Below are 12024 nucleotides of genomic sequence, written 5' to 3'. Positions count from 1 at the left end.
GATGAGCGGCCAGGAGCAGATCCGCCACAATCGCAAGGACGGTGCCGAACCGCCGGAGGAGGCACCGGTCGCCCCGCAGGCGCAGACCCAGATCAGCACCGAGGCCGTCGACTCGATCCTCGACGACATCGACTCGGTGCTGGAGACGAACGCCGAGGAGTTCGTCCGCAACTTCGTGCAGAAGGGCGGCCAGTGAACACCGGCTTCGATCCCGCCTTCCTGTCAGCGACGACGAACTCGTTCACCGACTTCGCCCGCACCGTCGCCCCCGATGTGCTGCCGCACATCTCACCTGAGCAGCTCGTCGCCGGCTCCGGTGAGCGGGCCGGTGTGCCAGACGGTACGACGATCATCGCGTTCAAGACCGCCCACGGTGTGCTCATGGCCGGTGATCGGCGGGCCACAGTCGGCAACCTCATCGCCAGCCACATCATCGAAAAGGTCCACGCCGCCGACTCCGCCTCGGTCATCGGCATCGCCGGCACCGCCGGCCTGGCGCTCGAGCTCATCCGCCTCTTCCAGCTCGAACTCGAGCACTACGAGAAGATCGAGGGCACCCCGCTGTCCCTGGAGGGCAAGGCCAACCGGCTGGCCTCGATGCTGCGCGCCGGACTCGGGCTTGCGATGCAGGGCCTGGCGGTCGTGCCCCTGTTCGCCGGCGTCGAACCCGGCCGGGACTCCGGACGGATCTTCAGCTTCGACGTCACCGGCGGCAAATACGAGGAAGTGAACTTCCACTCGATCGGCTCCGGTTCCGGGTTCGCCCGCGGTGCGCTCAAGAAGCTGTGGTCGCCTGGCCTGTCCGAGGCCGGGGGAGTGCGGGTCGCTGTCGAGGCGCTCATCGATGCCGCTGATGACGACTCGGCCACCGGCGGACCGGACTTCGTCCGCCAGGTCGCCCCGGTCGTGCGCGTCGTCGACGCCGACGGCGTGCGCCGGATCCCCGAATCCGAGGTGCTGCAGTACGCCACTGCGGTCGTCGCCTCCCGTGCAGAAGGAGACCGCCCGTGAGCGCACCGTTCTATGTCTCTCCCGAACAGCTGATGAAGGACCGGGCGGAGTTCGCCCGCAAGGGCATCGCCCGCGGCCGCTCGGTCGTCGTGCTGCGCTACGACGACGGGATCCTGCTGCTGGCCGAGAACCCGTCGGCGACCCTGCACAAGATCGCCGAGATCTACGACCGGATCGCCTTCGCCGCTGTTGGGAAGTACAACGAGTTCGAGACGCTGCGGCAGGCAGGCGTGCGCTACGCCGATCTGCGCGGCTTCTCCTACGACCGCGCCGATGTCACCGCCCGGGGGCTGACGAACGCCTACGCCCAGACCCTGGCGAGTGTCTTCACCACCGAGTCGAAGCCCTTCGAGGTCGAGCTCGTTGTCGCCGAGATCGGCGAGCATCCCTCCAGCGACCGGCTCTTCCGCCTGTCCTATGACGGATCGGTCGCCGATGAGAACGAGCATGTCGCCATCGGCGGGCAGGCCGAGGAGATCGGCAAGCGGCTGTCCGGGCTGCGCACTGCCGGCAAACCGCTGGCCGAGGTGCTCGCCATCGGCCACACGGTGCTGGGCACCGGACGCGACGAGGACGTCGACCTCGACGATCTCGAAGCCGCCGTGCTCGAACGCTCCGCGTCCTCGCACCGCACGTTCCGCCGCCTGCAGCCTGATGATCTGCGCGCCCTGCTCGCAGCCCCGGCCACCGGCGAGGCGACCGGCAGCGAGGCAACCGGGAGCGGCGAGGCGACCACCGCCTCGGGCACGGACACCCAAACCCGGGAGGACGAGGGCCAGTGAAGCGGATCTTCGGACTCGAAACCGAGTACGGGCTGGCATACACGCAGGGGCAGTCCCGGCGGGTCGGGCCCGAGGAGATCGCCCGGTACCTGTTCCGCCCGGTCGTCGAATGGGGCCGGTCGTCGAACGTGTTCCTGCCCAACGGCGCGAGGCTGTACCTCGACGTCGGCTCGCACCCGGAATACGCGACGGCCGAATGCGACCGGCTGCCCGATCTGCTCGCCCAGGACGCCGCCGGCGACCAGATCATGGTCGAGCTGCTGGCACAGGCGCAGGAGGCGCTGGCTGCCGACGGGATCGACGGCCGCGCCCACCTGGTGAAGAACAACGTCGACTCCGCAGGCAACTCCTACGGCAGCCACGAGAACTTCCTCATCCGCCGCTCGATGGACTTCTCCCATCTCACCAGCGTGCTGCTGCCCTTCCTCGTCACCCGCCAGCTGCTCGTCGGCGCCGGAGCGATCATCCCGGCGAAGGTGACGACCGAGCTCAAGCCAGCCGATTCGAACCGCGCGAACCCCCACGCCCCGGCCCGCACCCCGCAGCTGAACCCCGGACAGCTGCAGTTCGGGCTCTCCGCCCGCTCCGACGTCATGTGGGAGGGCGTGTCATCGGCTACAACGCGGTCGCGGCCGATCATCAACGCCCGTGACGAACCCCATGCCGATGCCGAGAAGTACCGGCGCCTGCACGTCATCGTCGGCGACTCGTCGATGTCGCAGACGACGACCGAGCTCAAGGTTGGCTCCGCGGCCCTCGTCCTCGACCTCATCGAGACCGGGGTGCCGATCGAGGACCTGAGCCTGCGCAATCCGATCCGCGACATCCGCCGGGTGGCCCGCGACCTGACCGGCCGCACCGAACTCGGACTCGCCTCAGGGCAGACGATGACGACCCTGGAGCTGCTCGGCATCTACCTGCGCCGGGCACAGAAGCTCGTCGCCAAGGGCGACCACAGCCTCGGCGACGATGCGACCGCCGAGCGTGTCATCGACCGGTGGCAGCGCATGCTCACCGCCGTGGACACCGGTGACTTCGCACCCGTGGCAGGCGAGATCGACTGGGTCATCAAGCGCCAGCTCTTCGACCGTTACGTCGCCCGCGGGGACATCGAACTGTCTGATCCGCGCATCGCCCGGCTCGACTTCGCCTACCACGACCTGACCCCGCAGACCTCGATCTTCAAGCAGTTCGAGGACAAGGGCGCAGCCGCCCGCGCCGTCACTCCTGAAGCCGTCGAGCAGGCACGCCACCATCCACCGGCGACCACGCGGGCGCACCTGCGCGGCCGGTTCGTCTCCGGAGCCCAGGGTGCGGGCAAGGACTACACGGTCGACTGGGTGCACCTGCGGCTCAACGACCAGCTGCAGCGGGCGATCGTGCTCAAGGACCCGTTCTCCGCTGAGCACGAACAGGCCGAGAAGCTCATCGCCGGACTCGACGGCCAGCCTGCCTCGTTCGACGTCTGACCGCCCCTGCCGGTCATCAGAGAGCATCAAGCCTGTGTGGGTGTGACGCACAGTGCCATGCCAGTAAGATTCTGTACGTTTGTGGAGATCACTCCGACCTGAGAGGAATGCCCGTGCGAAGAACCCTCATCGGCGCGCTTGCCGTTTCAGCGCTGCTGCTCACCGGCTGCGGTGCCGACGACAGCGCCGAAGGCAATCCGGCTGAGAACCCGACCGTCGACGCGTCGAATGCGAAGTCCACCTCGCTTGACGACGTCGAGGTCACCGGCGAACCCGACCAGAAGCCGGAGGTCTCCTTCGAGGCCCCGCTGGTCATCGAGAAGCCGGAGAGCACCGTCGTCTCCGAAGGCGACGGGCCCAAGGTCGAAGAGGGCCAGCAGGTGACAGCGAACATGACGCTCGTGTCGGGCAACTCCGGTGAGATCGTCGAATCCGGCTACGACACCAAGCAGCCCTCCGGCTTCCCCGTTGACAAGGCCCAGATCAACGAAGCGCTCTACGACGCCGTCATCGACGTGCCGGTCGGATCTCGGGTGCTCATGAGCCTCAACGGGGCAGCGAAGTCCGGCGATGATCCGGAGACGCTCGTCTACGTCATCGACATCGTCAACGCCGAGAAGCTGCCCGAGCCGCTGGAGAAGGCCGAGGGCACCGAGAAGGAGCTGCCGGCTGGCCTGCCGAAGGTCACCCGCGACGACACCGGCAAGCCCAGTGTCGAAGCCCCTGAGGGCGACGCGCCCAAGGAGCTCGTCGTCGAGCCGACGATCGAAGGCGACGGACCGGTCGTCGAAGAGGGCCAGACCGTCCAGGCCCATTACTCAGGCTGGCTGTACGACGATGTGACGAAGACCTTCGACTCCAGCTGGGACCGCGGCGAGCCGTTCTCCTTCAACGTCGGTGCCGGTGAGGTCATCAAGGGCTGGGACGAGGCCGTGGCCGGCCAGAAGGTCGGCTCGCAGCTGCTCGTCATCGTGCCCCCGGACAAGGGCTACGGCGAGCAGGGCTCGCCGCCGAGCATCCCCGGCAACGCCACGCTCATCTTCGTCGTCGACATCCTGTCCGCCACCGGCGGCAAGTGATCCGAGAACTGCAACCGATCTACGAGAAGAGGAATCATGGCCAAGACGAAACCCGAAGTCGACTTCCCCGGTGAGAACCCGCCGAGTCAGCTCGAGATCATCGACGACATCGTCGGTGAGGGCCCAGAGGCGAAGGCCGGCGATACCGTGTCCGTCCACTACGTCGGGGTGGCCCATTCCACCGGTGAGCAGTTCGACGCGTCCTGGGACCGCGGCCAGCCGCTGCAGTTCAAGCTCGGCGTCGGCATGGTCATCCGGGGCTGGGACGAAGGAGTGCAGGGCATGAAGGTCGGCGGACGCCGCACCCTGCGCATTCCGCCGCACATGGCCTACGGCCCCTCGGGGGTCCCCGGGGCGATCGCTCCGAACGAGAGCCTCATCTTCGTGTGCGACCTCGAAGGCGTCAGCTGAACCGCTGAACCAGCCTCAGCGGCTGGCCTGGGCTCAGGCCAGCCGCCCAGCTGCACAGGTGCCCGCCGCAGCAGCGGCGATGAAGGACAGCGGGTCCTCAGACAGACCCCGTCCCATCGTCGACAGCCGCACGGGCACCTGCTGCAATTCACCCAGCAGACCCCGCGGGTCGACCCACTCGATGTCATGGCGAGCAAGCTCGGGCAGCTGGGAATCGACCGTGTCGATGACCGCACGCGGATCGGCACCATCAGCGCCGATCGCCGCCGTCACCTCCTCGTCGCTCAGCTGTGTGAGATCCGGCAGCGGGACGAGGCAGCCGGGGTTGGCCGCCATTCCGACAGCGGTGAGTGTGTGATGGGAGATGCCGTAGTGGCGGCCGCGGGCGTCCGCATTCGACATGCGCGCCACGGCGATCGGCAGCCCGCCGAGGAACGCTGCGGCATTGAGATGATCGGCGACCATCATGCCGGTGAACCCGTACGGGGTGCCGGTGCCGAGGTTGCCCGGGCCCTGGGAGACGATGACGACATCGGCGCGGGCCACCTCGGCGGCGGCCAGCAGCGCCGAATGGATCGTCACCGCCTCATAGTCCCCGCCGTAGGCCTGCCCGACTGAGATCGTGGCAGCCAGCCAGCCGCGCTCACGCAGCTCAGCGACCGAGCGGGAGAACGACAGCGGCAGGGCAGCCCCGTCGGTCATGACATAGGCGACCCGCGCCTCGGGCGCGGTGGCCTGGATGCCGGCGAGGATCGCTGGCAGCGCCGAGTGCAGATCGGCGACGATGACCGGCAGGCCGGAAAGCGAGGCGGTGTCGCGGATCGTGGTGTGGTGCTCGGATTCCTGGTCGTCGACGCCAAGCACCATCGTCTGCAGCGGCGTGTAGCGGTCCTTGACCATGTGGCCTGGCTGCGGCGGGGGATCGGCCGGCAGGTTCTCCGGCAGGGCGACGATGAGCCCGAAACCGCCGGTGCCCAGCCTGCGGGCCAGCGCCGAGACGTTGACGAGCACCCGGTCACCGGCCGCCGGTGTGCCAACGATGTCGGTGTAGGCGATTGCGCTGATGACCTGGTCGCCGTCCTCGAGGCCGGGCAGCGGTGCGGTGAGTTCGACACGGGTCTGGTGGACGCCCGGCCAGGTCTTGGTGACCTCGCAGACGGTTCCTTCACGCCAATGGATCATGTGCTTAACCGTACCGGGCAAACGTAGTAGCTTAGAAGCGTGAACCAGATACGCCAGGCCACCGAGCGGCTGCTCAACCTGCTCATCGCCCTGCGTGCCGCCTCCGGCTGGGTCGATCGCGACACGCTGCGGCGCAAGATCAGCGGCTATCACGACCTGAGCGACGAGGCCTTCGACCGGATGTTCTCCCGCGACAAGGACGCGCTGCGCGAGCTGGGGATCGAGATCTCGACGACGAACTGGACCGACATCGGCTCGACCGACACCGTCTACGGCTACCGGATCACCAACGAGGACTACGAGCTGCCGGCCATCGACTTCACCCCTGCCGAAGCCGCTGCGCTGTCGGTCGCTGCCGACTGGTGGCGCTCCTCACCGGCGGCCGGGCAGGCCGAACGCGCCCGCTACAAGCTCACCGGCCTCGGCACCGAGCTCAGTCAGCCGGCCACCGGCCCCGAGGCGTCGGTCACCCCGTCCCCGGAGTTCTGGCCCGGGGATGTCGCCACCGCCATCAGCGTCACAAGCGAACGCCTGCCGGTGCGCTTCTCCTACCGCAAGACCAGCGGCGAGACCGCCACTCGCACCCTGGAGCCCTATGCGCTGCTGACCCGCGGCAACCGCGTCTACCTCATGGGCCGCGATGTCGACCGGAAGGCAGTGCGCACCTTCCGGCTCTCACGCATCATGGGCCGGATCCGCAAGGCCCCCAGGCGCACTGCCGGGGACTACGAGATCCCAGCCGGCTTCGACGCCGCCGCCCACTTCGACCCCGGCCCGGAGGCCGGCACCCGCAGGCAGGCGGTCATCGCGATCGCCCCGGGCCGGGCCGAACCGCTGCGCCGCGAAGGCACCCACACCGGCACCACCGCCCGCGGCTGGGACACCTTCAGCCTGGAGTACGAAGACGAGGAGCTGTGCGCGACGACACTGGCCGAGTTCGGCCCCAGCGTGCGGGTCATGAGCCCGCGCGAGCTCGCCGCAGCCCACCGCGTGCATGTGCAGGCGACGATCTCGGCACTCACCGGAATGGTCTCCGGTGAGTCCGGCCCGGGTTCGCCCGCCGGCGCAGGGGAGGAGGATGACAATGGCGCAGACGACACCTGACCGGCTCAGCAGGCTGCTCGGCCTGGTCCCGTACCTGACGGCGAATCCGGGTGCTGAGCTTCATGAGGTGGCCGAGGCATTCGGCTGCACTCGCGAGGAGCTCATCGACGACCTGGAGCTGCTCTTCGTCTCCGGCCGGCCCGGGCACATGCCCGATGACCTCATCGAAGCCAGCTGGGAGGACGACCGCATCTACGTCTCCAACGCCGAGGAGGTCTCCGTCCCGGTGCGCCTCTCACGCGCCGAAGCCGGCACCCTGACACTGGCACTCGAGACGATCCTCGCCCTCGATCCGCCCGATGCCGAGGCGGTGGAGAGCGCGAAGGACAAGCTCGCAGCCGCAGCCAGCCTGGGGGAGTCCGGGCAGCGCTTCGACATCGTGCTCCCACCGGTCGACCCGCAGGTCAAACGCGTCGTCGAGGACGCCCTGGCCAGCGGCGACGACCTGCAGCTGTCCTACTATGTGCCCAGCCGCGATGAACTCACCGAACGGGTCGTCGACCCGTTGACGCTGAGGCTGTCGGGCCGCTGGTACCTCGAAGCCCACTGCCACACCGCCGGCGGGCTGCGCAGCTTCGCCCTCGACAACATCCGCCGCATCCGCCCGGTGCCCGCCCAGGAGCACGCGTCTCCGGCAGACCCTGCCGATGCCACCGCCCCCGAGGCGGAGGGAACCTCGCGCACACAGCCGGCCGGCGCCTCGGGCACGGTGACGATGTCGCTCACGAGCACCGGTGCCCGCTTGGTGGAGGACTTGCCGGTCCAGACACGGTATGACACTCATGGTCCAGGCACGGTGACGATCACCCTGCCGGTCTACGACCAGGCTTGGCTGGTGCGCTGGCTGCTCGCCCACGGCAGGCATGTCATCGCCCTCGACCCGGTCGATGCCGCCTATGAGGCGCTGCGGCAGTCGGAGGCCGCGTACGAGGAGATCAGCTCGCCGCCGCACCGCGCTGCCGGGTAGTGCACAATCCGGCGGTGTGAAGCACCCGGCCGGAAGGACTACAATTGAGGCAGTCATTGCAAAGGAGACTCCATGCGCCCGACCCCTGTTCACTTTCTCATCCTCGTGCTTGTCATCATCGTCATCTTCGGTGCTGCCAAGCTGCCGATGGTGGCCAAGAACCTCGGCAAGTCGATGAAGGTGTTCAAATCCGAGGTCAAGGACCTCCGCGACGATGACAGCGCCGATGACGAGGCCAAGGAGATCACTGACGCGCAGCGCCGCGCCGACACCGGTGGCTCCCACCGGGCCGAGAGGACTGCAGAGGAGCGCATCGGCGAACCCCGCACCGAAGGTGAGCCGCGGCACGACGACCGCCTCTGAGGCCGTCGGTGGCGAAACTTCCCAGACGTCTGCCCCGACGTCAGAACCCCGAGAAGCGGATGTCCCTGGGCGGGCATCTCCTCGAGCTCCGCAATCGGGTCATCATCTGCCTCATCGGTCTGCTGATCGGCGGGATCGTCGGCTGGATCCTCTACGACCCGGTCCTCGACATCCTGCAGACCCCGATCCGGCAGGTCGCCGAACAGGACGGCCGTGACGCGACCCTGAACTTCGCTGGCGTCGCCTCCCCGTTCGATCTCAAGATCAAGGTCTCGCTGTTCCTCGGCATCATCCTCACCACCCCGCTGTGGCTCTACCAGCTGTGGGCGTTCATCATGCCCGGGCTGACGAAGAAGGAGAAGCTCTACGCACTCGGCTTCCTCGCCGCAGCCGTCCCGCTGTTCTTCGCAGGCGCAGCCCTGGCGTTCTTCGCCCTGCCCAATGCGGTGCGCGCACTCATGACGTTCACGCCGATGGGCGCGTCGAACTTCGTGCCCGCGCAGGATTACTTCTCCTTCGTCATGCTCATCATCGTCGTCTTCGGCATCGCCTTCGTGCTGCCGGTGCTCATGGTCGGGCTCAACCTCGTCGGGATCCTGTCGGCTGACACGATCCGCCGCTCGTGGCGGTGGATCGTCGTGCTCGTCTTCGCCTTCGCGGCGATCGCCACCCCATCACCGGATGCGCTGTCGATGTTCTTCCTCGTCATCCCGATGATGCTGATGTTCTTCCTTGCCTGGGTCATCTGCCTGCTCAATGACCGCAAACGCAAGAAGCGGATGATCGCCGAGGGCACCTGGGTCGACCCGGCGGAACTCGACGAGGTCTGAGCTGCTCGTCCGGCTGCCCGGCACCGTCCTGAGCCCCCAGATTGCGGGCGAGCCTGCACCAGCCGGGCCGCTTCTGAAGCGGTAGACTGGTGCGATATGGAGCTCTCACCTGCCGAAGCCTATGCCGCTCACCAGCGACGAGTGAAGGAGGCAGGCTCACCGCTTGGCCGCTATGCCGCTGAACTCGACTACGAGCTCGATGACTTCCAGCAGACCGCCTGCCTGTCGCTGCAGGCCGGCAAGTCTGTGCTCGTGGCGGCCCCGACGGGAGCCGGCAAGACCGTCGTCGCCCAGTTCGCTGTGCGGCTGGCCTTCGAACGCGGTGTGCGCGCCTTTTACACCACCCCGATCAAAGCGCTGAGCAACCAGAAGTTCCAGGAGCTGTGCGAGGAGTACGGCGAGGACAACGTCGGGCTGCTCACCGGAGACACGACGATCCGCCGCGACGCCCAGGTCATCGTCATGACCACCGAGGTGCTGCGCAACATGATCTACTCCGGCACCGACCTGTCGAAGCTCGGCTTCGTCGTCCTCGACGAGGTCCACTACCTCGGCGACAGGTTCCGCGGGCCGGTGTGGGAAGAGGTCATCATCCATCTGCCGATGCACGTGGCACTCGTGAGCCTGTCGGCGACTGTGTCGAACGCCGAGGAGTTCGGCGACTGGCTGGCCGAGGTGCGCGGCGACACCGACGTCATCGTCTCCGAGCACCGGCCGGTGCCGCTGTACAACCATGTCGCCGTCGGCACGAATCTCTACCCGCTCTTCGCCCCGGGCAAGAAGAACGCGCACAAGCTCAACCGCGACCTGACGTATGCGACCCAGAAGTTCACCCGCCGGCCGACCAGCCGCCGGGATCGCCGCAACCCTCGGCAGATGCGCTTCCAGCGTCCTTCGCGCACCTCGCTCATCAGCGAACTGCTGCATGAGCGGCTCTTACCGGCGATCTACTTCATCTTCTCCCGCAGCGCCTGTGATGACGCTGTCGAACAGTGCCTGGCCGCCGGTCTCGATCTCACCACCTCGACGCAGAAGCGCCACATCCGCGCCCGGCTCGAGGACCTGCAGGACGAACTGGCCCAAGAGGATCTCGGCGTGCTCGGCTTCCACAGCTTCGCCACCGGCATGATCCACGGGTTCGCCGCCCACCACGCCGGGCTCATCCCGCAGTTCAAGGAGCTCGTCGAGGAGCTCTTCGCCGCCGGGCACCTGCACGTCGTCTTCGCCACCGAAACGCTGGCACTGGGCATCAACATGCCCGCCCGCACCGTGGTGCTGGAGAAGCTGACGAAGTTCAACGGCGAGTCCCATGTCCAGATCACACCAGGCGAGTACACCCAGCTGACCGGCCGGGCCGGGCGGCGCGGCATCGACATCGAAGGCCATGCCGTGGTCGTGTGGCATCCGACGATCGAGCCCGAGGAGATCCAGTCGCTGGCCTCGAAGCGCACCTATGCGCTGCGCAGCCAGTTCACCCCGACGTACAACATGGCTGCCAACCTGCTGGCCCGGATGACCAAGGACGATGCCGCGAAGGTGCTGGAGACTTCGTTCGCGCAGTTCCAGGCCGACCGCGGTGTGGTGGGTCTGGCGAAGAAGCTGCGCCGCAATGAAGAGGCCATGGCCGGCTACGAACGGTCGATGGAGTGCGAGGCCGGGGACTTCATGTCCTATGCGCAGCTGCGCCGGACGCTGTCGACGATGGAGAAGAAGGCCAGCCGGTACCGTTCGAAAGTCAAGCAGCGTGACGTCGTCGAATCGCTGGCCGGACTGCAACCCGGTGACGTCATCGTGCTGCCGTCGCACAAGTTCTCCGAACCGGCTGTTGTCATCCAGGAGATGCAGAGCCAGGACGGCACGTCCCGGCTGCCGACGATCCTCACAAGCTTCGGCAAGGTCTGGCATCTGCGCCCGCACGAGGTGACCGAACCGGCTCAGCTGCTGGGCCACATCCGCATGCCTCGGAAGTTCAACCACCGGCAGGTCGCCGCCCGCCGGCAGGTCATCGAGACGATGGAGGCGGCTTTCGACCGCGGCCAGCTGACCTCACCGAAGGGCAAGCACAAGACCAAGCACCGTCCGCAGCGCAGCGGTGAGGCTGAGATCGACGAGGTCCGCCAGCAGCTGCGCGCTCACCCGTGCCATTCCTGCCCGGAGCGGGAGAACCATGCCCGCTGGGCCGAACGGCTGTTCAAGCTGCAGCAGGAGACCGCCCAGCTGCGCAAGCAGATCTCCGGGCGCACCTCATCGATCGCCCACGTCTTCGACCGGGTGTGCTCGGTGCTCACCGCGCTGCACTTCCTGCCCGATGACTCGCGGATCCTGCGCCGCATCTACGGTGAACGCGACCTGCTCGCGGCGATGAGCGTGCGCGCAGGCCTGTGGGATGAGCTGACCGAACCCGAGGCGGCAGGCCTGGCATCAGCACTGTGCTACCAGTCCCGGCGCGAAGGCGGCTGGGGAATGCCCCCGATGCCGACCGCCGGCCTGCACGACGCTGCCGGCGAGCTGCGCGGGCTGTGGGCTGACCTGTTCCGGCTTGAGACTGACTTCCGGCTGCCGCCGACACCCGAACCTGACTTCGGTCTCGTGCAGGCGATCTTCCGCTGGACCGAGGGCAAGAACCTCAGCGGCGCGCTGGCCGGCAGCGATGTCGCCGCCGGTGACTTCGTGCGCTGGGCCAAGCAGACCCTCGACATGCTCGGCCAGATCGCCGATGTCTGTCCACCGGCGGTCGAACCGACCGTGCGCCGGGCTGCCGATGCGATCCGCCGCGGCGTCGTCGCCGACTCCTGATACGACAGCGCCGCCTCCACAGCGACTTCT

General features: G+C 67.7%; 12 protein-coding genes. 11 read left to right on the top strand and 1 reads right to left on the bottom strand.

The genetic code is table 11. The features are described from left to right. Position 1: 1 nt before the first annotated feature. The 6 genes from B4E96_RS02035 (at position 2) to B4E96_RS02010 (ending at position 4752) form a co-directional block, all read left to right on the top strand. A complete protein-coding gene (locus B4E96_RS02035; RefSeq protein ID WP_102160085.1) occupies positions 2 to 196 on the top strand; it encodes a ubiquitin-like protein Pup in 195 nt (64 codons plus the stop codon). Further along, entirely contained in the window at positions 193 to 1011 is an 819-nt protein-coding gene (gene prcB / locus B4E96_RS02030; protein WP_165882947.1) for a proteasome subunit beta, read from the top strand. The genes B4E96_RS02035 and prcB overlap by 4 nt, the downstream gene beginning before the upstream one ends. Further along, a complete protein-coding gene (gene prcA / locus B4E96_RS02025) occupies positions 1008 to 1793 on the top strand; it encodes a proteasome subunit alpha (RefSeq protein ID WP_165882948.1) in 786 nt (261 codons plus the stop codon). The genes prcB and prcA overlap by 4 nt, the downstream gene beginning before the upstream one ends. After that, positions 1790 to 3262, top strand: a complete 1473-nt coding sequence (gene pafA, locus B4E96_RS02020; protein WP_170274094.1) for a Pup--protein ligase — start codon at positions 1790 to 1792, stop codon at positions 3260 to 3262. Before prcA ends, pafA begins: the two co-directional genes overlap by 4 nt. A 113-nt stretch (positions 3263 to 3375) precedes the next feature. After that, on the top strand, positions 3376 to 4341 hold the full coding sequence (locus tag B4E96_RS02015) for an FKBP-type peptidyl-prolyl cis-trans isomerase (protein WP_259797221.1): 966 nt from the start codon (positions 3376 to 3378) through the stop codon (positions 4339 to 4341). Between the two features lie 36 nt (positions 4342 to 4377). Next, on the top strand, positions 4378 to 4752 hold the full coding sequence (locus B4E96_RS02010; RefSeq protein WP_259797223.1) for an FKBP-type peptidyl-prolyl cis-trans isomerase: 375 nt from the start codon (positions 4378 to 4380) through the stop codon (positions 4750 to 4752). A gap of 33 nt (positions 4753 to 4785) precedes the next feature. Here B4E96_RS02010 and B4E96_RS02005 read toward each other — a convergent pair whose 3' ends face one another. After that, complete coding sequence (locus tag B4E96_RS02005) at positions 4786 to 5934, bottom strand: DUF3866 family protein (protein ID WP_286956229.1); 1149 nt, start codon at positions 5932 to 5934, stop codon at positions 4786 to 4788. Positions 5935 to 5973: 39 nt separating this feature from the next. Here B4E96_RS02005 and B4E96_RS02000 point away from each other — a divergent pair, with 39 nt between their 5' ends. From B4E96_RS02000 to B4E96_RS01980, 5 genes are all read left to right on the top strand, one after another. Next, a complete protein-coding gene (locus B4E96_RS02000; RefSeq protein ID WP_259856950.1) occupies positions 5974 to 7038 on the top strand; it encodes a helix-turn-helix transcriptional regulator in 1065 nt (354 codons plus the stop codon). After that, positions 7019 to 8005 carry a helix-turn-helix transcriptional regulator gene (locus B4E96_RS01995; protein WP_259856952.1) on the top strand — a complete coding sequence of 329 codons (987 nt, stop codon included), beginning with the start codon at positions 7019 to 7021 and terminating at the stop codon, positions 8003 to 8005. Before B4E96_RS02000 ends, B4E96_RS01995 begins: the two co-directional genes overlap by 20 nt. Positions 8006 to 8077: 72 nt before the next feature. Next, entirely contained in the window at positions 8078 to 8368 is a 291-nt protein-coding gene (tatA, locus tag B4E96_RS01990) for a Sec-independent protein translocase subunit TatA (RefSeq protein ID WP_102160070.1), read from the top strand. A gap of 8 nt (positions 8369 to 8376) precedes the next feature. Continuing rightward, entirely contained in the window at positions 8377 to 9198 is an 822-nt protein-coding gene (gene tatC / locus B4E96_RS01985) for a twin-arginine translocase subunit TatC (protein ID WP_311200221.1), read from the top strand. Between the two features lie 96 nt (positions 9199 to 9294). Further along, positions 9295 to 11994 (top strand): DEAD/DEAH box helicase, encoded by a 2700-nt coding sequence (locus B4E96_RS01980; RefSeq protein WP_259844495.1) that lies wholly within the window; start codon positions 9295 to 9297, stop codon positions 11992 to 11994. The last annotated feature ends 30 nt before the right edge of the window (positions 11995 to 12024 follow it).

Source organism: Brevibacterium sp. UBA7493 (assembly GCF_002479565.1).
In the GTDB taxonomy this organism is placed as follows: Bacteria; Actinomycetota; Actinomycetes; order Actinomycetales; family Brevibacteriaceae; genus Brevibacterium; species Brevibacterium luteolum.
Note: the sequence above shows the minus strand (reverse complement) of the source record. Positions and strands in the feature narration are given on the sequence as shown.

Bases quoted from the DNA above. Each gene is read 5' to 3' on its own strand.
- B4E96_RS02005 (WP_286956229.1), bottom strand. From the start codon at position 5,934: ATGATCCATTGGCGTGAAGGAACCGTCTGCGAGGTCACCAAGACCTGG.
- B4E96_RS02010 (WP_259797223.1), top strand. From the start codon at position 4,378: ATGGCCAAGACGAAACCCGAAGTCGACTTCCCCGGTGAGAACCCGCCG.
- tatA (WP_102160070.1), top strand. From the start codon at position 8,078: ATGCGCCCGACCCCTGTTCACTTTCTCATCCTCGTGCTTGTCATCATC.
- B4E96_RS01980 (WP_259844495.1), top strand. From the start codon at position 9,295: ATGGAGCTCTCACCTGCCGAAGCCTATGCCGCTCACCAGCGACGAGTG.
- B4E96_RS01995 (WP_259856952.1), top strand. From the start codon at position 7,019: ATGGCGCAGACGACACCTGACCGGCTCAGCAGGCTGCTCGGCCTGGTC.
- B4E96_RS02035 (WP_102160085.1), top strand. From the start codon at position 2: ATGAGCGGCCAGGAGCAGATCCGCCACAATCGCAAGGACGGTGCCGAA.